At 64.3% G+C, this 20,872-nt stretch carries 23 protein-coding genes and 1 tRNA gene; 16 read left to right on the plus strand and 8 right to left on the minus strand.

All coding sequences use genetic code 11. From position 1 onward, the window contains the following. Nucleotides 1-71 precede the first annotated feature (71 nt). A complete protein-coding gene (locus B9A11_RS01540; RefSeq protein ID WP_058246423.1) occupies nt 72-1,385 on the plus strand; it encodes a hypothetical protein in 1,314 nt (437 codons plus the stop codon). 176 nt (nt 1,386-1,561) lie between these two features. Further along, nucleotides 1,562-1,638, plus strand: a tRNA-Met gene (locus B9A11_RS01545). Between the two features lie 120 nt (nt 1,639-1,758). Here the strand turns inward: B9A11_RS01545 and B9A11_RS01550 are convergent. Next, nucleotides 1,759-2,358, minus strand: a complete 600-nt coding sequence (locus tag B9A11_RS01550; RefSeq protein WP_058246422.1) for a response regulator — start codon at nt 2,356-2,358, stop codon at nt 1,759-1,761. A gap of 271 nt (nt 2,359-2,629) precedes the next feature. Between B9A11_RS01550 and B9A11_RS01555 the strand changes: the two genes are divergently transcribed. Then, the gene (locus B9A11_RS01555; protein ID WP_234988705.1) at nt 2,630-3,109 is read left to right on the plus strand and encodes a putative pterin-binding protein; all 480 of its coding nucleotides are present in this window, start codon (nt 2,630-2,632) and stop codon (nt 3,107-3,109) included. Between the two features lie 31 nt (nt 3,110-3,140). Then, nucleotides 3,141-5,747 carry a hybrid sensor histidine kinase/response regulator gene (locus tag B9A11_RS01560; RefSeq protein WP_058246101.1) on the plus strand — a complete coding sequence of 869 codons (2,607 nt, stop codon included), beginning with the start codon at nt 3,141-3,143 and terminating at the stop codon, nt 5,745-5,747. A 13-nt stretch (nt 5,748-5,760) separates the two neighbouring features. Here B9A11_RS01560 and B9A11_RS01565 read toward each other — a convergent pair whose 3' ends face one another. From B9A11_RS01565 to B9A11_RS01580, 4 genes are all read right to left on the minus strand, one after another. Continuing rightward, nucleotides 5,761-7,269 (minus strand): malonate--CoA ligase, encoded by a 1,509-nt coding sequence (locus tag B9A11_RS01565; RefSeq protein ID WP_058246100.1) that lies wholly within the window; start codon nt 7,267-7,269, stop codon nt 5,761-5,763. Nucleotides 7,270-7,693: 424 nt separating this feature from the next. After that, nucleotides 7,694-8,176 (minus strand): tRNA (N6-threonylcarbamoyladenosine(37)-N6)-methyltransferase TrmO, encoded by a 483-nt coding sequence (gene tsaA / locus B9A11_RS01570; protein ID WP_058246099.1) that lies wholly within the window; start codon nt 8,174-8,176, stop codon nt 7,694-7,696. After that, a complete protein-coding gene (locus B9A11_RS01575; protein ID WP_058246098.1) occupies nt 8,169-9,023 on the minus strand; it encodes an SMP-30/gluconolactonase/LRE family protein in 855 nt (284 codons plus the stop codon). The genes tsaA and B9A11_RS01575 overlap by 8 nt, the downstream gene beginning before the upstream one ends. A gap of 73 nt (nt 9,024-9,096) precedes the next feature. Next, entirely contained in the window at nt 9,097-9,867 is a 771-nt protein-coding gene (locus B9A11_RS01580) for an SDR family NAD(P)-dependent oxidoreductase (protein WP_058246097.1), read from the minus strand. 164 nt (nt 9,868-10,031) lie between these two features. On the opposite strand from B9A11_RS01580, the gene B9A11_RS01585 reads away from it, so the two are divergent. The 12 genes from B9A11_RS01585 (at nt 10,032) to B9A11_RS01640 (ending at nt 19,286) form a co-directional block, all read left to right on the plus strand. Further along, complete coding sequence (locus tag B9A11_RS01585; RefSeq protein WP_058246096.1) at nt 10,032-10,268, plus strand: Lrp/AsnC family transcriptional regulator; 237 nt, start codon at nt 10,032-10,034, stop codon at nt 10,266-10,268. 44 nt (nt 10,269-10,312) lie between these two features. Further along, nucleotides 10,313-11,446, plus strand: a complete 1,134-nt coding sequence (locus B9A11_RS01590; RefSeq protein ID WP_058246420.1) for an ABC transporter substrate-binding protein — start codon at nt 10,313-10,315, stop codon at nt 11,444-11,446. Between the two features lie 92 nt (nt 11,447-11,538). Continuing rightward, nucleotides 11,539-12,459, plus strand: a complete 921-nt coding sequence (locus B9A11_RS01595; protein ID WP_058246095.1) for a branched-chain amino acid ABC transporter permease — start codon at nt 11,539-11,541, stop codon at nt 12,457-12,459. Nucleotides 12,460-12,552: 93 nt separating this feature from the next. Further along, entirely contained in the window at nt 12,553-13,536 is a 984-nt protein-coding gene (locus B9A11_RS01600) for a branched-chain amino acid ABC transporter permease (RefSeq protein WP_058246419.1), read from the plus strand. Further along, nucleotides 13,529-14,275: an ABC transporter ATP-binding protein gene (locus B9A11_RS01605; RefSeq protein WP_058246094.1), complete on the plus strand. Its 747-nt coding sequence runs from the start codon at nt 13,529-13,531 to the stop codon at nt 14,273-14,275. The genes B9A11_RS01600 and B9A11_RS01605 overlap by 8 nt, the downstream gene beginning before the upstream one ends. Then, entirely contained in the window at nt 14,272-14,958 is a 687-nt protein-coding gene (locus tag B9A11_RS01610; protein ID WP_058246093.1) for an ABC transporter ATP-binding protein, read from the plus strand. The genes B9A11_RS01605 and B9A11_RS01610 overlap by 4 nt, the downstream gene beginning before the upstream one ends. Nucleotides 14,959-15,060: 102 nt before the next feature. After that, nucleotides 15,061-15,495, plus strand: a complete 435-nt coding sequence (locus tag B9A11_RS01615; RefSeq protein ID WP_058246092.1) for a hypothetical protein — start codon at nt 15,061-15,063, stop codon at nt 15,493-15,495. Then, nucleotides 15,495-15,890: a phage holin family protein gene (locus B9A11_RS01620; RefSeq protein WP_058246091.1), complete on the plus strand. Its 396-nt coding sequence runs from the start codon at nt 15,495-15,497 to the stop codon at nt 15,888-15,890. Before B9A11_RS01615 ends, B9A11_RS01620 begins: the two co-directional genes overlap by 1 nt. Continuing rightward, entirely contained in the window at nt 15,883-16,614 is a 732-nt protein-coding gene (locus B9A11_RS01625) for a DUF3619 family protein (protein WP_058246090.1), read from the plus strand. The genes B9A11_RS01620 and B9A11_RS01625 overlap by 8 nt, the downstream gene beginning before the upstream one ends. Further along, nucleotides 16,607-17,629, plus strand: coding sequence for an AI-2E family transporter (locus B9A11_RS01630; protein ID WP_058246089.1), 1,023 nt, complete (start codon nt 16,607-16,609; stop codon nt 17,627-17,629). Before B9A11_RS01625 ends, B9A11_RS01630 begins: the two co-directional genes overlap by 8 nt. Next, nucleotides 17,626-18,567 carry an amidoligase family protein gene (locus B9A11_RS01635; RefSeq protein WP_058246088.1) on the plus strand — a complete coding sequence of 314 codons (942 nt, stop codon included), beginning with the start codon at nt 17,626-17,628 and terminating at the stop codon, nt 18,565-18,567. Before B9A11_RS01630 ends, B9A11_RS01635 begins: the two co-directional genes overlap by 4 nt. Then, on the plus strand, nt 18,564-19,286 hold the full coding sequence (locus tag B9A11_RS01640) for a gamma-glutamyl-gamma-aminobutyrate hydrolase family protein (RefSeq protein ID WP_058246087.1): 723 nt from the start codon (nt 18,564-18,566) through the stop codon (nt 19,284-19,286). The genes B9A11_RS01635 and B9A11_RS01640 overlap by 4 nt, the downstream gene beginning before the upstream one ends. 85 nt (nt 19,287-19,371) lie before the next feature. Here B9A11_RS01640 and B9A11_RS01645 read toward each other — a convergent pair whose 3' ends face one another. The 3 genes from B9A11_RS01645 to B9A11_RS01655 form a co-directional block, all read right to left on the minus strand. After that, nucleotides 19,372-20,016: a PRC-barrel domain-containing protein gene (locus B9A11_RS01645; protein ID WP_058246086.1), complete on the minus strand. Its 645-nt coding sequence runs from the start codon at nt 20,014-20,016 to the stop codon at nt 19,372-19,374. Between the two features lie 131 nt (nt 20,017-20,147). Next, nucleotides 20,148-20,663, minus strand: coding sequence for a pyridoxamine 5'-phosphate oxidase family protein (locus B9A11_RS01650; RefSeq protein ID WP_058246085.1), 516 nt, complete (start codon nt 20,661-20,663; stop codon nt 20,148-20,150). Nucleotides 20,664-20,665: 2 nt separating this feature from the next. Then, nucleotides 20,666-20,863: a CsbD family protein gene (locus B9A11_RS01655; protein WP_058246084.1), complete on the minus strand. Its 198-nt coding sequence runs from the start codon at nt 20,861-20,863 to the stop codon at nt 20,666-20,668. Nucleotides 20,864-20,872 lie beyond the last annotated feature (9 nt).

The following is a 20,872-nucleotide window of genomic DNA, read 5'->3' on the forward strand; positions in this document are numbered from 1 at the left end:
CCCAAGCCCGGCCCACAATCCGCCACAAAGCCTGTGCACCTTTGCTGCAAAGCAATATCGCAGGTTATCTCATGAACATGCAGACCGGCGCCGTGATGGCGCCTCCCTCGCCCAAGCGGCTCGAAGACATCCAGCTGTCCCACGTGATGGTGCGGGACATCCTGCTCAAGACCCTGTTTCGCAAGAACACCAACAAGGTCACACACTTGGCCGAGGCGCTGCACCTGCCCGTGCCGATCACCCAAGAGGTCATCGACATGGCCCGCGGCCAAGGCCTGATGGAGGCGATGGGCACGCTGGGCGCGGCGGGAGAGGTGTCCTCAGAAATGCCCTACCAGCTGACCGACAGCGGCAAGGCCCGCGCGCTGGATGCGCTGGCCCAGTCCGAATATTTCGGCGCGGTTCCGGTGCCGCTGGACGTCTACCGCGAGCAGGTCAAGCGCCAGTCGATCCGCAACATCCAGATCACGCGCGAGCAGCTGACCGGCGCCATGGGGCATCTGGTGCTACCTCCGTCGCTGATTTCCAACCTTGGTCCGGCGGTCAGCTCGGGGCGCTCGATCCTGATGTACGGCCCGCCGGGGAACGGCAAGTCCTCGATTTCCAACGGGATTCGCGACGCCATGGGGGACAAGATCTATGTCCCGCGGGCCATCGAATACTCGGGTCAGGTGATCACCGTGTACGACCCCATCGTCCACACCAAGGCCGAAGAAGCCGCCGAAGACCCCACCCGCCTGCGCCGCACCGCCCGCTATGACAAGCGCTACGTGGTCTGCACCCGCCCCACCGTGATCACCGGCGGCGAGCTGTCGCTGTCCATGCTCGACCTCGTCTACAACCCGACCGCGCGCACCTATCAGGCGCCGCTTCAGCTGAAATCCTCGGGCGGCATCTTTATCGTCGACGATCTTGGCCGTCAGGCCGAACCGCCGCAGGCGCTGGTCAACCGCTGGATTGTTCCGCTGGAGGAATCCAAGGACATCCTCGCGCTGCAATCGGGGGAAAAGTTCGAAGTCCCCTTTGACACGCTGGTCATTTTCTCGACCAACTTCCACCCGAACGAGATCTTTGACCAGGCGGCGCTGCGCCGGATTTTCTTCAAGATCAAGATCGACGGCCCCAGCCAAGAGGATTTCCTGAAAATCTTCGCGCTGGTCGCCCGCAAGAAAAAGCTGCAACTGGACGAGGCCAGCCTCGTGCACCTGCTCAAGAACAAGTACCCGACGATCAACAACACCTTTGCGAACTACCAGCCGGTGTTCCTGATCGACCAGATGATCGCCGTCTGCGATTTCGAAGGTATCCCGTATAAGATGACCCCGGAACTGGTGGATCGCGCGTGGGCGAACATGTTTGTCAAAGACGAAAAGATCGTAAAGTGACTCGTCCGTGATTTGACCGGCGGGGCCATCTGTCCCTTTGGTTTCCGTCCGCTGGCGCGCCCCTTTTGGGGCGCGTTCTTTTATGTAATTTCAATACCTTACAAGAAGGTGTGAAATTTCTGATTTTTTGGTCTTGACGATTCACGGCCCCCTCCGTATTCACCCCGCACGGTAACGGCGCGGTAGCTCAGTTGGTTAGAGCGATCGACTCATAATCGATAGGTCGGGAGTTCAAGTCTCCCCCACGCCACCACCGCCCCTCCCCTTTAAAAACACAAAAAAACCCGCGCACAGCGCAGGCTTTTAGCGTTTGCAATGATGTCCGTTAGGGGATGTCAGGCTCAGGCCATGTCAGGCCCGGCCGCAGGCGATTTCAAGCCATGCCGCGATCGCGGGCGATCATCGCCGCGTGGGTGCGGTTGCGCGCGTCCAGCTTGCGCGACAGCGTCTTGACGTGCAGCTTGACCGTCACCTCTTGCAGGCTGAGGTCGCGGGCGATTTCCTTGTTGGACTTGCCCTCGCAGATGCCGCGCAGCACGTCGAGCTCGCGTTTCGTCAGCGGGCCCGCCTCATCGCTGGCCTGCTGCATGAATTCGATGGGCGCGTAAATCTCACCGGCGGCCATAAAGCGCGCGGCGGTCAGCAGGCTGCGCGCCGACAGGGTTTTCGGGATAAAGCCCTGCGCCCCCGCCTTAAGCGCCGCATCGGCCACATCGCGCGTCGCACTACCAGAGAGAATCGCCACCGGCTTGCCCTCGTTGGCGTCCTTCATGCGGGTCAGCCCATCAAGGCCGTTCATCCCCGGCATGTTGTAGTCCAGCAGAACCAGATCAAACGTGCCTGAACTTTCCGCCGCTGCGACCGCATCGTCCAGCGTGGCAACGGTCTGCACCTCTTCGATGTCGGCCCCGTCCAGAAACGCCGCAATGGTCTCTCGGACTAGATCGTGGTCGTCTGCCACCAAGATGCGCATCATGTCGTTCCCATATCCGTGCACAAACCAGCACACCGTCGTTACAGCTTAGGCCAAACTATGCCGTTCACATTAACACATCGTAAGCGGCCAAGCGGCGTTTACACAAGCTAAACAGGTCTGCAAAATGCCACAATAGCCTATACGAAAGTCTATGGCACATACTTCGGTTGGCCAGATATGGGATTGCGCGCATTTAAGCTAGACTTCGCGCGATTTCGCCGGGGAAAGGAACCACATGCGAGGGATGCACATGCTTTGCGGGGCCGTGATGGCTCTGATCGTCTGGACCGGTGCCGCCCTGGCGTCGGATCTGCCCGCCCCCGAGGGGCCCGTTCTGCTGCACGTCACCGGCGAGATTTCCGTGACGAACCAAGATGGGGCAGCGGCCTTTGACCTTGATCTGCTACGAGGGATCGGCGCGCAAACCATTGAAACCACTACGATCTGGACCGATGGAGTGCAAACCTTCGAAGGGGTGCCGCTGCACGATCTGACCAAGGCGCTTGGCATCACCGGCAGCGCGCTGCGGGCCACGGCGGTGAACGACTACGCCGTCGACATCCCGCTGGCCGACGCGGTGCCGGGCGGTGCGTTTCTGGCCTTTGCCCGCAACGGGCGCCCCATGTCCGTGCGCGACAAGGGGCCGCTATGGGTGATCTATCCCTACGACAGCGCCCCGCGCTACCAGGCCGAGATTTATTACGCCCGCAGCATCTGGCAGCTTGATCGCATCGAAGTTCTGCCCTGACACCGCCCCATTGCGGGGCTAGAGGGGGCGTATGCAACGCAAGATCGACATCATTTTCAACGACAACGGCCTTGTGCGCCGCGGGCTGACCGGCTTTGTCGTCTCGCTGTTCATCAGCACCATTGCCGTTCTGGTGATGGACGCGCGCGCCCAGATGGCCCGGCTGGAAACCGCCTCTTCGGACAACATCCAATGGGTGCTGAGCCAGACCGAAACCGAGATCGTCGGGCTAAAAATCGCCATGTACGAGGCGCGGCTGGCCGAAACCCTCGATCTGGACGAGCTGCGGCTGCGCTTTGACATCTTTTACAGCCGGATCGAGACGCTCAAGAACAGCCCCGTCTTTGACGAGATGCGCCAAGACCCAGAGGTGCGCAGCGCGCTGACCGAGATCGAGGCCTTTCTGGCCGAGTGGGTGCCCGCCATCGACAGCCCCGATCCGCAATTTCGCGCCGTGCTGCCCGAGTTTGCCGTGGACATCGACGCCGCGCACCGCACCTCGCGCGAGATGGCCCTTGCGGGGATCGAGTTTTTCTCGCGCACCAGCGATCTGCGCCGGACCAGCGTGTCGCGCACCCTGTTCAACATCGCGGTGCTGACCGTGGCCCTTGTGGTGCTGCTGCTGATGGTGGCGATTGCGCTGCTGCGGCTGGCGCGCCAACGCGAACGCAGCGCCACGGAAAACCGCCTGACCCGCGAGCGCATGGAGACGATTATTTCCACCTCGCTCGATGCGGTGATCGTGACCAATCGCAGCGGCGTCATCGAGGAATACAACGGCGCCGCCGAGCGCATTTTTGGCTATTCGCGCGACGAGGCCATCGGCCAGCAGATGGCCGACCTGATCATCCCCCCGCAGTTCCGCGACATGCACCACGCCGGCATGAAACGCTACACCGAACATGGCGAGGCGCGCCTGATTGGCAAGGGCATCGCCCAGCTTGAGGCCACCGGCAAGGATGGCAAGCTGTTCCCGGTCGACATCTCGCTGGCCAGCGCCCAAAGCCCCGGCGGCGAGATTTTCATCGGCTTCATGCGCGACATTTCTGACCGCGTTCAGGCGGAACAGGCGCTCAAACGCGCGCGCGACCGCGCCATCGAGGGTGAAAAGCACAAGGCAGAGCTGCTTGCGGTCATGAGCCACGAGATGCGCACCCCGCTGAACGGCCTGCTGGGCACGCTCGATCTGTTCGAGACGGACAGCCTGAACCCCAAGCAACGCCGCCACCTGCGGATCATCCGCAACTCTGGCAAGCTGCTGCTGGCGCATGTGAACGACGTTCTGGACATCTCGCGCCTGGATGCGGGCAAGATGTCGATGCGCAAGACGCGCTTTGACCTGATCGCCCTGCTGACCGAGATCATTGAAAGCCAGTCGGGGCGCGCGGCGCAAAACGGCAACCGGCTGGTGCTCTCGCCGCCCAGCCCTGCCCTGCACGAAGTCTACAGCGACCCCGACCGCATCCGCCAGATCATGCTGAATCTCGTGGGCAATGCCATCAAGTTCACCAAGGATGGCACCATCACCATCGAGGCAGAGTGTCAAAACGGCCTGAACGAGGTCGAGCTGCGGGTGATTGACACCGGCGTCGGCATCGAAGAGGCCGATCTGGAACGGATCTTTGGCGATTTCGTCACCATCGACAACTCTTACGGGCGGTCCAACACCGGCACCGGGCTGGGCCTTGGGATTTCCTCGCGGCTGGCCTCGGCGCTTGGCGGGATGCTGGGCGCGGAAAGCGAGCCGGGGGATGGCAGCCTGTTCTGGATGCGCCTGCCCTTGGCCCCCGCCCCCGGGGAAACACCACAGATCGACAGCGCCGCGCCCACCCCTGACCCCGATCTGGAAATCGACCTGCCGCCGCTGCAAATCCTCATGGTCGAGGACAACGAGGTGAACCGCATGGTCGCCCGCGAAATGCTGGAACGGCTGGGCCACAGCGTCACCGAAGCCTACGATGGCGCCGAAGGGGTCGAGCGTGCGAACCGCGAAGAATACGACCTGATCCTGATGGATATTTCCATGCCGGGGATGGACGGGCTGACCGCCGCCCGCCTGATCCGCTCTGGCGATGGGCCTAGCGCCGACGTGCCGATCATCGCCACCACCGCCCACGCGCTGCCCGAAGAGGTCGTCGCCTTTCGCGCGGCGGGCATGAACGACGTTCTGATCAAGCCGATCAACGGCGCGGCGATCCGGCGGGTGCTTGGCTCTGTCTTTATGGAGTTTGCGCAGGATGCGCAGGCCGACGACGATCCCGGCGCCCCGGTGCCGCTGCTGAACCACACCCATCTGGCCGAGCTCAGCGCCGATTTGCCCAGCGACCGGCTAGAGGCGGCGCTGCGCACCTTTGCCACCGAGATGACGACCTTTGTCGCGGAAATCCGTCTGATGCTGGAAACCGACGCAGACCGCGCCGCCATGGCCGCCGAAGCGCACCGGATGGCGGGCTCGGCGGGGGTGTTTGGCGCCGAGCGGCTGACAGAGCTGCTGCGCGAGCTTCAGACGATGGCCCCGGATGCCCCCTTGGACGCGCTGCTGGCCAAGCGCCGCGAGCTGAACGCGCTGTGGCCCGAAACCCTGTCAGAGATAGAGCGCAGCGGGCATGTCTCGCTGGCCAATCTCGAAGCGCCTTGACGCGTCCCCCGGGTTAAGCGAACAGGCCTTGGTAGCTGGCGCGCAGGGCGTTCTTTTGCACCTTGCCCATGGTGTTGCGCGGCAAAGCGTCGATCAAGACCAGCTTGCGCGGATGTTTAAAGCGGGCCAGCTTTTCCGCCACCAACCCGGCGATCGCCTCCAGGTCCGGGGTCTCGTCCGGTTTGGGGACCAGCACCCCCACCGGCGTCTCCCCAAAGTCCGGGTGCGGCACGCCGATCACCGCGCTTTCCAGCACGCCGGGCATGTCGTCCAAAAGGCTCTCCAGCTCTTTGGGGTAGATGTTGAACCCACCCGAGATGATCAGGTCTTTGTTGCGGCCCACAATCGTGACGTAGCCATCCTCGGCCTGCTGCGCGAGATCGCCGGTGATGAAAAACCCGTCGGCGCGCAGCTCTTCGGCGGTCTTCTCGGGCATCTGCCAATAGCCTTGAAACACGTTGGGACCGCGCACCTCAAGCACGCCGATCTCGCCGCGCGGCACCTCGGCCCCGTCCGGGCCGCAGACCTTGACCTCGACCCCCGGCAGCGGCAGACCAACCGTCCCGGCGCGCCGCTCGCCCTCGTAGGGGTTCGAGGTGTTCATATTGGTTTCCGTCATGCCATAGCGCTCTAGGATACGGTGCCCGGTGCGCTCTTCGAACCGCAGGTGGGTTTCGGCCAGCAAGGGCGCAGAGCCGGAAATGAACAGGCGCATACTGGCCGTGGCCGCCGTGTCAAAGCGCGCGGTATCCAGCAACCGGGTGTAAAAGGTCGGCACCCCCATCAGCGACGTCGCCCGCGGCATCCAGTCGATCAGCGCCTCGGGGTCGAGCTTGTCAAAGAACACCATCGACGCGCCGGCGGCGAGGATCACGTTGGTCGCCACGAAAAGCCCATGGGTGTGAAAGATCGGCAGCGCGTGCAGCAACACGTCCTTGTCGGTAAACCGCCACAGATCCACCAACGTCAGCGCGTTCGACAGCAGGTTGTTCTGCGACAGCATCGCCCCCTTGGACCGCCCCGTCGTCCCCGAGGTATACAAAAACGCCGCGATGTCCTCTGGCGCGCGCGGCTCGGTGTCAAAGCTCTGTGCCTGCGCGTCCGCAACCTGCGCCAGGCTGCCCTCCCCGGCGCCCCCCAGCGTCAAGATTTGCGCGCCGCAGGCCTCGGCCACCGGGCCCAACGCCGCTTCGGCCTCGGGCGCACAGACCAACAGCCGCGCGCCGCTGTTCTCGACGAAATAAGACATCTCATCGGCGGTGTAGCCGGTGTTAAGCGGCAAAAACACAACCCCCGCCTGGATGCAGCCAAAGATCAGGGCCAGCGCATCCGCCGATTTCCCCACCTGAATGGCCACCCGGTCGCCCGGCGCAATCCCCTGCGCACGCACCGCCCCGGCGAACTGCGCCACACGCCCCAGAAAATCCGCATAACTCACCTGCCGCCCATCCGGCAAATGCAGGAACACAGCCGCGCTGCCTGCATGGCGGCCAAGCATCTGATCATACAGCGGGTTCGTCATCGGTGCCTCCTGCCCTCATCCTAGGCGCATTTCTACGCCCAAGCCCACAGACAGGGCAAGCATACGGACGGGGCAAGCGCACGCCTCGCCCTTCTTCTCTTTCAAAATATCCCGGGGGAGGCCCAACGGGGCCGGGGGCAGAGCCCCCTCCATCTTTGAGTGCCTCGCCTACGGCGAGAGGGCAGAGCCCCCTCCACCTTTGAGTGCCTCGCCTGCGGCGAGAGGGCAGAGCCCCCTCCACCTTTGAGTGCCTCGCCTGCGGCGAGAGGGCAGAGCCCTCTCTACCTTTGAGTGCCTCGCCTACGGCGAGAGGGCAGAGCCCCCTCCACCTTTGAGTGCCTCGCCTACGGCGAGAGGGCAGAGCCCCCTCCACCTTTGAGTGCCTCGCCTGCGGCGAGAGGGCAGCGCCCCCACGCTCTTCTCCTCAAACGCCCTTGCCCGCCGCTTGCACGGTAAACTCACAGCGCACCGGCTTGATATCGACCAAGGGCGTCCCGTCCAGACAATCGAGACCACGCACCACCAAGACAGCCCCCTCGCGGCGGATCAGCCGCACCACCGAGGTGCCAATCGGGTTGGGCCGCAAAGGCGAGCGCAGCGAAAACGTGCCCCGCACCGCGCCATCCCCCTTGGGGCTTTGGGTGAGCAAGTCACGCCGCGCCTCATGCAGCCAATACAGCAGCTCCACGCGGGAAAACGCCTCAATCCCGTCCAGACCCGGCGCGAATTCGGGCGACAGCTCCACCCGGCACTCCGGCCCATCGTCGCTCCCCTGCCGAGGGCACTCCTCGCGCCCTGCAAACGGGGTACGCAGCCGTCCTATGAACCTCAGGCGCGCGTCGTTCGGCGCGGGCAAGTCCAGCGCAGTCTCGCCCGGGCGCAGAGCATCGCCGTGGTGCTCAGTCATGCAACACCACCCGCGGCTCGGCCCGCCCCGTGGCCTCCGGCCTCAGGACAAAGGTCTTGCCCGCGTCCGTATCGCTCGCGGGTCGCCCCTCTGCCGCCGAGGTCACAAAGAGCCGGTCCAGCCCCGCGCCACCGAACGCCGGGCAGGTCGTCTGCGGCGTCGGCAGGTCCATGGCCGTCACAAATCGCGCCTCGGCATCGTAACAGGCCACCCGCCCCGCGCCCCATTGCGCGACCCAAATGCGGCCCAAACTGTCGATCACCGCGCCGTCGGGGTTCAAGCCTTCGGCCTGCAAATCCAGCCAAAGCGCGCGGTCGCCCACTGGCCAGCCGTCCTGATCCAAAGCGACACGGTCGATCCGCCCCGCGCCGGTATCGGCCACATAGGCCCATTTCCCATCCGGCGAAAAACACGTGGCATTGGGGATCGACACCCCGTCCCAGAGCTTGCGCAGTTCACCGCGATAAAACCGATAGACCGCGCCCATGCCGTCCTGACAGTCATACCCCATGGTGCCGATCCAAAAGCCGCCATAGGGGTCGGCGCGCCCGTCATTGCTGCGCGTCAGGGGAATGTCCGCCTCCAGCGCCACCAAAGACGTCTCCTCGCCCGTCTCCAGATCAAAGCGGATCAGATCACGCGCCGTGGCGATCAGCAGCACATCGCGTGACACCCAAGCAGCCGCCGACACCGCGCGATCAAAAGACCACGACCGCTGTGCCGTGCCGTCATGTTCGAACAGGGTGTGCCCAAGGATGTCGAACCAAAACAAGGACTGCCGCTCGGGGTGCCATAAAGGCCCCTCGCCCAGCGTACACTTGGTCTGTGACAGAATTTCATAGCGCATGGCGGCCCCTCCTCTTTGGGCGCTAACAGTGCCGGGAGGGGCCGCCGAGGTAAAGACCCTTACGCCGCGCCGATTACGCCGCCACCGTCACCACGCCGCCATCCACCGCGATACACTGCCCGGTCATCATGGCGCTGGCGTTCGACGCCAAGAACAGCACCGGCCCGACGATGTCCTTCGGGGTCAAATGCCGCTTGAGGCACTGCTTTTCCATAAAGGCGCTCAGGTCCTCGGGCGTGGCCCACAGGCGCATCTGCCGCTCGGTCAGGACCCAGCCCGGCGCCAGAGCGTTCACCCGGATGCCATCGCAGCCGAACTCGCGCGCGTGGCCCCGCGTCATGGCGGTGATCGCCCCGTTGGCGCTGGTGTACGCGGGCAAATCGCCGATCCCCAGCATGTAGCTGATCGAGCTGAAGTTGATGATCGCCCCGCCGCCGATGGCCTGCATCATCGGCACAACCGCTTGGGTAGCGAAGAAATATGCCTTGAGGTTCACGGCCATGGCGGCGTCCCAATCCGCCTCGTCCATGTCCAGCGTCGCGTGGCGCGTGTCATTGGCCGCGTTGTTCACAAGCACAGAAACTGGTCCGTTCACCTCCGCAACTTCGTCGATCGCGGCCCGCAAAGCGCGCGTATCCGTGATGTCACACGGCACGAAATGCGGCGCGCGCCCGTATTTGGCCGCCATCTCGGCGCAGAACTCGGACGCATCCGAGCGTTGCACAAAACCGACCTTGGCGCCTTGGGCCAGAAAGCCTTCGGTCAGCGCCGCGCCGATCCCCGCGCCGCCGCCGGTGATGAACACCGATGCCCCATCCAAATCCCCGTATTGGAAATCACTCATACGTCCCCTCCCTGATACCACGGCGGGGTGAGTGGCCCGCCCTTCGTTTGGGAAACACATTCCGCGCGCGCAATGCAAGAACTCTTGGGCCAAAGGGCTGGATTCACCTGCGTTTTTCAGGTCAATTCGGGACAACACAGCGCACAGCCGCAAGGAGCCGCCTCATGACCTGCGTTTTCATCCAGATCCGGTGCAAACCGGGCACCGCCTACCGCGTCGCCGGGGACATCGCCCTGCGCGAGATCCACTCTGAACTGTATTCGACGAGTGGCGAGTATGACCTCTTGGTCAAGCTCTACATCCCCGAAGGTGAAGATGTGGGCAAATACATCAACGATCAGCTGCTGGATATCGAAGGCATCGAACGCACGTTGACGACGCTGACCTTCCGGGCATTCTAAAGCGATAAAATTCCAAAGCGATAAAAAAGACGGGGAGAATGACAATGAACATCAAGAGCCTAGCTCTGAGCACCGCGCTGGCCGCGCTGGCGACGGCCTCTGTGGCGGACGTAAAGGTCGGCATGATCACGACGCTGTCCGGCGGCGGCGCGAGCCTTGGGATCGACACCCGCGACGGCTTTATGCTGGCGATCAACGCGGCGGGGCGCGACGACATCGAGGTGGTGATCGAGGACGACCAGCGCAAGCCCGACGTGGCGGTGCAACTGGCGGACAAGATGATCCAGTCGGAAAAGGTCGACGTGCTGACCGGCATCGTCTGGTCGAACCTTGCCATGGCGGTGGTGCCCTCGGCGACGGCGCAGGGGCTGTTCTACCTGTCGACCAATGCCGCGCCGGCGCAACTGGCGGGCCGCGGCTGTAATGCCAACTACTTCTCGGTGTCCTATCAGAACGACAACCTGCACGAAGGCGCGGGCGCCTATGCCACGCAAGAAGGGTTCAAGAACACCTTCATCATGGCGCCCAACTACCCGGCGGGCAAAGACAGCCTGACCGGCTTCAAGCGCTTCTACGAGGGCGAGCTGTCCGGTGAAATCTACACCAAGCTTGGCCAGACGGATTACGCCGCCGAAATCGCGCAAATCCGCGCCTCTGGGGCGGATTCGGTGTTCTTCTTCCTGCCCGGCGGCATGGGGATTTCCTTCCTCAAGCAATATGCGGATTCCGGCGTAGACCTGCCGCTGGTCGGCCCTGCGTTCTCGTTCGACCAAGGCATCTTGCAGGCGGTGGGTGACGCGGCGCTGGGGGTCAAGAACTCCTCCACCTGGTCCAAAGATCTGGACAACGCAGCCAACGCCGCCTTTGTCAGCGCCTTCGAAGAGGCCTATGGCCGCCTGCCGTCGATCTACGCCGCCCAAGGCTATGACACCGCGAACCTGCTGCTGTCGGCGATGGACAAGGCGGACGTGAACGACGATGCGGCCTTTGGCGCGGCGCTCAAAGAGGCGGATTTCGCCTCGGTGCGCGGGTCGTTCAACTTTGCGACGAACAATCACCCGATTCAGAACGTTTACGTGCGTGAAGTGATCAAGGAGGGGGACGTGTTCACCAACAAGATCGTCTCGACCGCGATGGAAAACCGCGACAATGCCTATGTCGCTGACTGCAAGATGTAAGCTGGCCAAATTCCTTTGAAGGAATTTGCAAATTTCTTGCAAGAAATTTGGTCCGCCCGGACGGTGGGCGGGCCAAAGATCAGAGACGTTTTATGACCTTATCCCTCGTTTTCGAGCAGATCCTGAATGGTCTGCAATCGGGCATCATGCTGTTCTTGATGGCCGCCGGGCTGACCTTGATCTTTGGCGTAATGGGCCTGATCAACCTCGCGCATGGCTCTCTCTATATGGTCGGCGCGTTCTGCGCGGCCGCCATGGCGGGCTGGACCGGATCCTTTGCTTTGGGGCTGGTGGCGGCCTTGGCCGGGGCGGCGGCGGCGGGCGCGTTGATCGAATTGGTGGTGATCCGGCGGCTTTATGCGCGCGATCACTTGGATCAAGTCTTGGCGACCTTTGCCCTAATCCTGATATTCTCTGAAGGGACGCGATGGGTGTTCGGGTCGTTTCCCTTGTACCTTGACGTGCCCGAGGCCTTGTCCGGGCCGGTGAGCCTTCCCGGTGGGATTTCCTATCCCTTGTACCGTTTGGCGATCATCGGCGTTGGTCTTGCCGTGGCGGCGGGGTTGTTCTGGCTGATCGGGCAGACGCGCGTCGGTGTGCGCATCCGGGCCGGGGAAAACGACCGCGAGATGATCGCGGCCCTCGGGGTGGATATCGACCGGCTCTATACCTTTGTCTTTGCGCTGGGAGCGGCTTTGGCCGGGTTGGCCGGGGCCTTGGTGGGCGCGATCCAGTCGGTGCAGGTGGGGATGGGCGAGCCGGTTTTGATCCTCGCCTTTGTCGTCATCGTGATCGGCGGGATCGGCAGCATTAAGGGGGCCTTGGTGGGCGCGCTTTTGGTTGGGTTGACCGAGACCTTGGGCAGCGTGTTCCTGCCGGTTTTCTTCAAGCTTTTCATGGCCCCTGCGGCGGCGACGCAAGCGGGGGCATCCTTGTCGTCGATGGCGATTTACATCCTGATGGCGGGGGTTTTGGTGTGGAAGCCTTCGGGGTTGTTCGGGAGCCGTGGGTAATGGCGTTGGTTGAGAGGGCGCGCATTTGGGGCGCTGCCCCGCTCCTGCGGAGCTCCCCGGGATATTTGCAAAGAGAAGAAAATGGGGGGCGTCATGCGCCGTGAGCTTTGGGTGAATGCGGCGCTGTGGCTGGGGCTGATATGCGTGCCGCTGTGGGCGCATTGGGCGGGCGAGCCGTTTACCATCACCTTGGCGACGCGGGCCGTGATCTTTGCCGTGGCGGCGGTGGGGCTGAATATTGCCCTTGGGCTTGGTGGGTTGGTGAGCCTTGGGCACGCAGCGTTTTTCGGGATTGGCGGCTATGCCATGGGGATCCTGGCCTTTCATGCGCAGAATTATCAGCCGTTGTTCGAATGGCCCTTTGTCTTTGAGGGCAGCCAGTCGATGCCTTTGATCTGGGTCGTGGCGTTCGCTGTGTCGGGGCTTTGTGCTTTTGTGATCGGACTTTTGGCGCTGCGCACCTCGGGGGTGTATTTCATCATGATCACGCTGGCCTTTGGGCAGATGTTCTATTTCTTTTCCATCAGTTGGGCGGCTTATGGCGGCGAGGATGGGATGTTGATCTATGTGCGCAACGGCTTTCCGGGGCTGAACACGCTGGACCCGATCCAGTTTTATGGCTTGTGTTTCGCGGTGCTGAGCGCGGCGCTGCTGGTGCAGGCGCGGCTTGCGCGGTCGCCCTTTGGGCTGGCGCTGAACGCGGCACGGCAGGTGCCAGAGCGGGTGCGCGCCGTGGGCCTCGATCCGGTGCGGCTGCGGCTGCTGGCCTTTACCCTGTCGGGGGCGATCACTGGCCTTGCGGGGGCGCTGTTTGCCGATCTCAACCGCTTTGTCAGCCCCAGCATGTTCAGCTGGCAGCTGTCGGGCGAGTTCATCGTCTTTATCATCATCGGCGGCACGGCGCGGCTGTTTGGGCCTGTGGTCGGGGCCATGGTCTTTGTCGGGCTGGAACACCTGCTGGGGGGCCTCAGCGAGTATTGGCACGTGTGGTTCGGCGCGCTTTTGCTGGGGATTGTGCTGTTCGGCCAGGGGGGCGTGATCGGGATGATCGCCGGAAAGGCGCGGGCCCATGACTGAAGTTCTGGAAACGCGAGGATTGCGCAAGGCGTTTGGCGCATTGCAGGCCACTGATGATGTGTCCTTGACCCTGCGCGCGGGGGAAATCCACGCCATTATTGGGCCGAACGGGGCGGGGAAATCCACGCTGATCGGGCAGATTTGCGGGACGCTGCCGCCCGACAGCGGCTCTGTCCATCTGAACGGCGTGGACGTGACGGGTCTCAGCACGCAGGCGCGCGCGGGGCGCGGCCTTGCCCGGACGTTCCAGATCAGCCAGCTGGCGATGGAGGATACGGCGCTGCAAAACGTGCTGCTGGGGGCGGTGGGGGCCTCAAAGCGCGCTTGGCGGTTCTGGCGGCCTGCCCTGCGGCACGCGGATCTGCGCGACAGGGCCGAGGCGGCTTTGGCCCGCGTCGGGCTGGACGGCCACGCCGCCACCGTCACCGCCGAGCTGTCCCACGGCCAGCGCCGCCAGTTGGAGGTTGCCGTGGCGCTGACGCTGAACCCGCAGGTGTTCATCATGGATGAACCGATGGCGGGCCTTGGGGCCGAAGGGTCGGCGCGGCTGACGCCCCTGCTCGATAGCCTGCGCCAAGAGGCGCCAATCCTGTTGGTGGAACATGATATGGACGCGGTTTTTGCCCTTGCGGATCGGATCAGCGTGCTGGTCTACGGGCGCATCATCGCCTCTGGCACCGTCGAGGACATCCGCCGCGATCCCGCCGTGCGCGACGCCTATTTGGGGGATGCGGAATGACGCTTTTGCAGGCCCAAAACCTGACCGCGCATTATGGCGCATCCCAAGCGCTGTTCGATGTGAACCTGACCCTCGCACCCGGCGAAGTGCTGGCGCTCATGGGGCGCAATGGCATGGGCAAGACCACCACGGTCAAGTCGATCTGCCGGATGGTCGCCGCCCAAGGCACCTTGCGGCTGGACGGCCACGACCTGACCCGCCTGCCCTCGCACAAGGTTGCCAAGCTGGGCGTCGGACTTGTGCCTGAGGGGCGTCGGTGCTTTGCCGATCTGACCGTCAGCGAAAACCTGATTGCCGCCGCCCGACCCGGCGCTTGGGATGAAACCCGCGTTGGCGCGCTTTTCCCCCGTCTGGCCGAACGGCGCGGGCAGATCGCGCGCTCTCTGTCGGGGGGCGAACAGCAGATGCTGGCGATCGGGCGCGCCCTGATGACCAACCCCCGGCTGCTGATCCTTGACGAGGCGACCGAAGGGCTGGCCCCCTTGGTCCGGCAGGAAATCTGGGACGCCATCGCGCGGCTCAAACGCGAGACCGGCATGGCCATCCTGATCGTCGACAAATCGCTGGCCGAGCTGCGCGGGGTCTGTGACCGCGCGGTGATCCTTGACCGGGGGCGCGATGTCTGGACCGGCGTGATGGACGCGCTGGACGGCGAGGCCGCGCAGCGCCTGCTCGGCGTGTAGCGGTCAATTTCGACGGCGCGCGGGAACCTTCGCCCGCATCCCGTGTTGTTTGTGATGAAGGGGACACGCGCCCCCACATCCGACAAGACGGGAGAGACCGCGATGACACACCACCCGAATATCCCCGACGCCACCACCGCCAAACAGGCTGCCATGGACGCCCGCGATGCCGTGGCCGAGACCGCCGAGGCCCACGCCGAAGAGGTCCGCGACGAAGTCGCCGACCGCGTCGATCAGACCGCCGAAGCCGCGCATCAGGCCGCCGATGCCTACGACCCGAACAGCCTGCAAGCGCAGCTGCTGTCGCAACTGGCGGGTAATATCGAAGGGCTGACCGACAAGCTGCGTGGCAAGACCGTCGAAGACATGGCGCAGGACGCCGCCACCTTCGCCCGCCGCAACCCGGCGCTGGTGCTGGGCGGCGCAGCGGTCGCTGGCTTTGCGCTGGCACGCTTTCTCAAGGCCAAACCGCAAGAGACGCGCCAGATCACCCAAGACCCGTGGACCGGGCATCTTGACAGCCGGGAGGTCATGTGATGACCGGCCCGAGCCTGCGCGACGCCCCGCACCTGCTGCTGGATGCGCTGGACAAGGGCCAGGATCTGCTGCGCGCCGAGCTGCGGCTTGCCCGCGCCGAGGTCACGCAAGGTCTTGAACAGATGGGCAAAGGCGCGGCCTTGTACGCCGCCGCTGGCCTGTTTGGCCTGACCGCGCTGCACGCTTTGGCCGCGACCGCCGTGCTGGGGCTGATGGCCCTTGGGCTGGGGGCGCTGGCCTCTGCCGCGATTGTCACGCTGGTGCTGCTGGCCGTGGCTGCGATCCTCGCTTTGACCGCGCGCAGCCGTCTGAAAAACGCCTCGCTGACCCCGAAACGCAGCCTGCGCGGCCTGCGAGCCGACCTGACCACCGCCAAGGAGGCCGCCCATGTCTGACACTTCGACCACCGACCTTGAACAACAGGTCCGCGCCGAACGCGCGCGCTTTGCCGCCTCGCTCAGCGGCCTCGCGCAGGCCGCCGACCCTCGCAAAAACGGAGACCACGCCATGCAACAGATGACCGAAACCGGACAGGCGCTGGCAGGCAAAGCCGCCCGCGCCGCCAAGGACAACCCCGCAGGCCTCGCGCTGATCGGCGTCGGGCTGGCGGTTCTGGCGCTGAACCCCTCCAAGCGCAGCGAAACGCCTGATCCACGCAGCTTTGACGACCGCGTCGCGCACGCTGACCAGCGGATGCGCCTGAAAAAGGACATCGAACAGGATCGCCCTTCGGCGTCCAAGATGCGTCAGGCGCTGGACGCCGGGCTGGACAAACTGCCCCCCGAGGCGCGCGAGCGCGTCAAAGCCGCCCGCCTCAAGGCGATCGACGCCCAAGACAAGCTGGAACGCGAGGCCGCCCGCATGACGCAGGCCGCCAAGGACACGCATCAAAGCCAGCCGCTGCTGACCGCTGCCATCGCCGCCGGGATCGGCGGGTTGATCGGCGCGCTGCTGCCGTCGACCGAGCGTGAATCCGAACTGCTGGGCGCGCAGCGCGACGCCTTTATGCGCGATGCCGAAGCGGTGCTGCGCGCCGAAATGCACACGCTGGCCAAGGCCGGGGCCGATGCGGTCGCCGCCCGTCTGGACAGCGCCCCGGCAGAGCGTCCCCATGCCTGATCTTGGGCGCAGCCCTATCCAAACCTTATCCTTGGCGGTCATCGCAACGGTGGCCGCCATTGCCCTGCTTCAAAACGGGCAGGAACTCTTTGCCCCCGTCACCCTTGGGTTGGTGGTGGCTATTGTCCTTGCGCCCATGGTCTCGCGCCTTGGGCGTATCGGCGTGCCGCGCGCAGTCAGCGCCACCGGCGCGTTGTTCATCGCCATCGCTGCCATCATCTTGTTGCTCAGCCTCGTCGGCCCGGTCGTCATGGACGTGATCGCGCAAATCCCGCGCATCGAAGCCCGCGCCATGTGGTGGCTCGAAGGCATGTCCCGCAGCCTCCAAGGTCTTGAACCCATTACCGAAGAGCTGCGCAAATCCATGGGCGGCGGCGGTCAGTCCGCCATGGAACAGGCCGTCCCCACCCTGTCCGAAGCGCTGTGGATGGCGCCGAACTTCATGGGCCAGGCGCTGATCTTTGCCGGGACGCTGTTCTTTTTCCTGCTGACCCGCGACAACATCTACGAAGCCGCCCCAGCCCAGGCGCGCACCCTGCGCCAGGCCGACCGCGCGGTGTCGCACTATTTCACCACTGTCACCGCGATCAACGCCGGGCTTGGCTTTGCCGTCTTTGGCGTGATGTCCCTGATCGGCCTAAAAGGCGCGGTGATGTGGGGTATGGCGGCTTTCCTTCTTAACTTCGTCTTATACCTCGGCCCCGCCGTTCTGGTCATCAGCCTGCTGATCGCCGGGGTCACGCAAAAGACCGGAGTCGCGGCGCTTTTGCCCGCCGCCTCTTACCTGATGCTCAACCTCACAGAGGCGCAATTCGTCACCCCGACGCTGGTCGGCCACCGCTTGCGCATCAACCCGCTGGCGGTTTTCGTGGCGATCATCTTTGGCCTGTGGCTGTGGGGGCCGCTGGGCGGCATCGTCGCCCTGCCCGTCATGGTCTGGATTGGCGCGCTGCTGTCCGCCACCGCCGAGGCCACCACCGCCCCGCATTTCAACACCCAACCGGAGCCTACATGACCACCGACTTTCGCGCCCTGCCCGGCCCTGACACACGCTTGTGCGGGGTCGAGATCGAATTCGCCGGACTGTCCGAAACCGCCACCGCCGACGTGCTCAAAAAGCGCTTTGGCGGTGAACTCGTCGAAACCGGCTCGCATGTGGTCGAGTTGCGCGGCACCCAGATCGGCACGCTCGAGGTCGAACTGGACACCGTTCTGCGCAAGAAAGACCTGCCGCTGCTGGCCGAAGGTCTGGATCTGGTGCGCGGGCTGGTCCCGGTCGAGATCGTCACCGACCCGCTGGACGCGGACCAAGTCGCCGCCTTTGACAGCGCGCTTGGCCCCTTGCGAGAGGCCGGCGCGATGGGCTCGCGCAGCGGTGTCCTGCTGGGCTTTGGCGTGCACCTGAACCCGGAAATCCCGAGCGAAGCCAAGACGTTGGACATCATCCGCGCCTATGGCCTGCTTGAGGATCACCTGCGCACCAGCGCCGAGATCGACGCCACCCGCCGCGCCATGCCGTTTGTGGATCGCTGGCCCAAAAGCCTTGTGACCGCCTTGGTGACCAGCCCGCCCAGCGACCTGCGCGCGGCCATGCGGCTGTACGCGCAGCACACCACCAGCCGCAACCACGGGCTGGATCTGTTGCCGCTGTTCAAACATGTGGACGAGGATCTGTACCTGTCGATCTACGACAACAAGGACAAGACCGCCGCCCGCCCGACCTTTCACTTTCGCCTGCCCGACAGCCGCATAGACGAGCCCGACTGGTCGCTGCATCAGGCGTGGGACATGTGGCGCCTGGTCGAGGATGTGGCCGCCGAAATGGGCCTGCTGGGCACGTTGGGCACCGCCTGGCTGGACACCATGGGCAGCCCGCTGGCGCGCCGCGCCGAATGGGCGCGCACCGTTGCGGGCCACTTGGACAAGGCGGGCCTGATGGGAGCGCAGGCATGAGCCGCCCCCGCATCGCCGTCACCACCTCGCAGCGCTCGGGCTGGCGGGTCTATCCGCTGATCAAGTTCAACCTCTGGCTGGTGGGCGGCCACGCGGAACGCTGGGGCGCGGGTCGCCCGGCCGATCTGGACAAGGTCGACGGGCTGATCATCGGCGGCGGCGACGACATCTCGCCCGATCTTTACGGCGGCCAGCTGGGCATCAGCGCCCGGCTTGACCCCGCGCGGGACGCGCTGGAACGGCACCTCGCGCAAGAGGCCTACGCCCGCAACATTCCCGTGCTGGGCATCTGCCGCGGCTCTCAGATGCTGAACGTGGCGCTGGGGGGGACGCTGGACCAGGACGCCTTTGCCAGCTTTCCTGACGCCAAGTTCATCAAGACCATCCTGCCCAAGCGCACCGTCTGCGTCGATGCGGGCAGCACGCTGGACCGCGTCTGCGGCACCCAGCCGATGAAGGTCAACGCCCTGCACACCCAAGCGGTGGACAAGCTGGGCGACGGCCTGCGTGTGGCCGCCCGCGACGAGGCGGGAATGATCCAGGCGATCGAGCGCAACCGCGATCCGTTTTGCCTTGGGGTGCAGTGGCACCCGGAACACCTGTTCTATGCGCACCGCCAAAGAGCGATTTTCCGCGCGCTGGTGGTGGCCGCCAAAGCCCGCGCCGAGGCCTGCGCCCAGTCCCCCGCCGTCAACGAAGACGCCGCCGCCCAGACCTAAATCCATGTGGACAATACAAAACCGCCCCGAGCTATCCAAAGGCCGGGGCGGTTTTTTCTTATGTCTTCAAAGCCTGTCTAGCCGGTCAGTGGACCTCTTGCGGCTGCCAGCTGGGCACCGTCGCGCCCATCCGGGTTTCGGCCACGAAATGGCTGCGGTCCTTGGGCACATGGCGCAGGCTCTCGGCGTCCACATGCAGCGTCACGCCGCCGCTCTGCGAGACCATGATGTCTTCAAGCGCGTTGCGCCCGGTGTCGATGTCTACGTCACGGATGCGGCCCAGCTCTCCCTGCGAGGAAAACAACGGCTTGCCGCGCAGATCACGGCCCCAGACCCAACCGTCGGGTGCGCCCTTGGGCAGCTCTGTCTCGGGGCGCGACTGCCCCGCCAGCCAGGTGCCCACCATGGACGGCACCATGCCGTGACCAAAGGGCGCGGCCATCACGGCGGGCATCTGCGCCAGATCGGCGTCGTCACCTTCTGCCGCTTCGGCACGATCGCGCGCGGCGTCCAGCGCGCTTTGGTTCATGTGAATGGTCAGTTGCTCTTCGTTCGCGGCGACGCGAGAAGCGGTGATCAACACAGGCGCGGCCTTGAACCGGCCCCCAAGGTTCACACGCCAGTAAGCGACGCAACAGTTTTCGAGGTCGAGCAAGGCATCTTCGACGCGGCCCAAGTGGCCGCCCGTTGCATGCACTGCCGGGACCCCTGTCAGCTTTGTCAGTTTCATCGATTTGCTCCTTTTACTTAATAGGAAAACGCCCCGCCCGCCAAAGGGTTCCATGCCAAATCCGTGATGTATCGGGCTGTGGCACAAATGCAAAAAAGCGCCCCAAGGGGCGCCTTTTCAAAGTCTTGCGATCACGCTGCGATGCTCAGATGCAGCACCTTATGCGTGCCCACGTCGGGGTGGCTTTCGCCCTCGGTCATGGCGGCGCGCATCATCTTGAGCCCCACCAGCACCGGGTTGCCCTGCGACGCCCAGACAGAGGCCTCACGCGGGGTGAACTTGATCAGCTGCACCGTCTCGTCCGCGCGGCCCTTTTCGAACCACGCCGCAACGGCGAAATTCCACAGCTCGTCGATCTTTTCGTCGCTGTTATAGGGCACCAGCGGGCCGGTCATGCTGGCGTGATAGTCGCCAGAGCCGCTGACCAAGGTAAAGCCCGCCTGCGCGCCCTCGCCCATCGCCGCCACCAGATCGGTGTCAGAGGCGGTGATGAACCACAGCGCGCCGCTGTCGGGATCGGCAAAATGCGTCATCGGCTGCGGATGCTGGCCAGAGCCCTGCACCCAAAGCATCCCGGTGCGCGTGTCGGACAGCTGGTCCCACAGTTGCTTTTCAGCTTCGATATCGGTTTCGGGACGATTGGCCATGGTTACACCTTGTCCAGCATCGAATCGACAGCCTCGCGGGCTTCGTCCTTGGTCTTGCCAGCGCGCTGCTGGATCAAACCTTCGAGCTTTTGGCGGTTGCCGCGCGCCTCTTCGATCTCGTCGTCGGTCAGCTCGCCGTACGCCTCGCGCACGCGGCCTTTGATCTCGGTCCATTTGCCTTCGATAATATCGCGGTCCATGGGGTTTCT

Origin of the sequence: Tropicibacter naphthalenivorans (assembly GCF_900176475.1) — a bacterium.
GTDB classification, from domain to species: domain Bacteria; phylum Pseudomonadota; class Alphaproteobacteria; order Rhodobacterales; family Rhodobacteraceae; genus Tropicibacter; species Tropicibacter naphthalenivorans.

Bases quoted from the DNA above. Each gene is read 5' to 3' on its own strand.
- B9A11_RS01610 (WP_058246093.1), top strand. From the start codon at position 14,272: ATGACGCTTTTGCAGGCCCAAAACCTGACCGCGCATTATGGCGCATCC.
- B9A11_RS01560 (WP_058246101.1), top strand. From the start codon at position 3,141: ATGCAACGCAAGATCGACATCATTTTCAACGACAACGGCCTTGTGCGC.
- B9A11_RS01580 (WP_058246097.1), bottom strand. From the start codon at position 9,867: ATGAGTGATTTCCAATACGGGGATTTGGATGGGGCATCGGTGTTCATC.
- B9A11_RS01555 (WP_234988705.1), top strand. From the start codon at position 2,630: ATGGCTCTGATCGTCTGGACCGGTGCCGCCCTGGCGTCGGATCTGCCC.
- B9A11_RS01590 (WP_058246420.1), top strand. From the start codon at position 10,313: ATGAACATCAAGAGCCTAGCTCTGAGCACCGCGCTGGCCGCGCTGGCG.
- B9A11_RS01540 (WP_058246423.1), top strand. From the start codon at position 72: ATGAACATGCAGACCGGCGCCGTGATGGCGCCTCCCTCGCCCAAGCGG.
- tsaA (WP_058246099.1), bottom strand. From the start codon at position 8,176: ATGACTGAGCACCACGGCGATGCTCTGCGCCCGGGCGAGACTGCGCTG.
- B9A11_RS01640 (WP_058246087.1), top strand. From the start codon at position 18,564: ATGAGCCGCCCCCGCATCGCCGTCACCACCTCGCAGCGCTCGGGCTGG.
- B9A11_RS01575 (WP_058246098.1), bottom strand. From the start codon at position 9,023: ATGCGCTATGAAATTCTGTCACAGACCAAGTGTACGCTGGGCGAGGGG.
- B9A11_RS01620 (WP_058246091.1), top strand. From the start codon at position 15,495: ATGACCGGCCCGAGCCTGCGCGACGCCCCGCACCTGCTGCTGGATGCG.
- B9A11_RS01625 (WP_058246090.1), top strand. From the start codon at position 15,883: ATGTCTGACACTTCGACCACCGACCTTGAACAACAGGTCCGCGCCGAA.
- B9A11_RS01565 (WP_058246100.1), bottom strand. From the start codon at position 7,269: ATGACGAACCCGCTGTATGATCAGATGCTTGGCCGCCATGCAGGCAGC.
- B9A11_RS01605 (WP_058246094.1), top strand. From the start codon at position 13,529: ATGACTGAAGTTCTGGAAACGCGAGGATTGCGCAAGGCGTTTGGCGCA.
- B9A11_RS01650 (WP_058246085.1), bottom strand. From the start codon at position 20,663: ATGGCCAATCGTCCCGAAACCGATATCGAAGCTGAAAAGCAACTGTGG.
- B9A11_RS01550 (WP_058246422.1), bottom strand. From the start codon at position 2,358: ATGCGCATCTTGGTGGCAGACGACCACGATCTAGTCCGAGAGACCATT.
- B9A11_RS01630 (WP_058246089.1), top strand. From the start codon at position 16,607: ATGCCTGATCTTGGGCGCAGCCCTATCCAAACCTTATCCTTGGCGGTC.
- B9A11_RS01645 (WP_058246086.1), bottom strand. From the start codon at position 20,016: ATGAAACTGACAAAGCTGACAGGGGTCCCGGCAGTGCATGCAACGGGC.
- B9A11_RS01595 (WP_058246095.1), top strand. From the start codon at position 11,539: ATGACCTTATCCCTCGTTTTCGAGCAGATCCTGAATGGTCTGCAATCG.
- B9A11_RS01635 (WP_058246088.1), top strand. From the start codon at position 17,626: ATGACCACCGACTTTCGCGCCCTGCCCGGCCCTGACACACGCTTGTGC.
- B9A11_RS01600 (WP_058246419.1), top strand. From the start codon at position 12,553: ATGCGCCGTGAGCTTTGGGTGAATGCGGCGCTGTGGCTGGGGCTGATA.
- B9A11_RS01655 (WP_058246084.1), bottom strand. From the start codon at position 20,863: ATGGACCGCGATATTATCGAAGGCAAATGGACCGAGATCAAAGGCCGC.
- B9A11_RS01585 (WP_058246096.1), top strand. From the start codon at position 10,032: ATGACCTGCGTTTTCATCCAGATCCGGTGCAAACCGGGCACCGCCTAC.
- B9A11_RS01615 (WP_058246092.1), top strand. From the start codon at position 15,061: ATGACACACCACCCGAATATCCCCGACGCCACCACCGCCAAACAGGCT.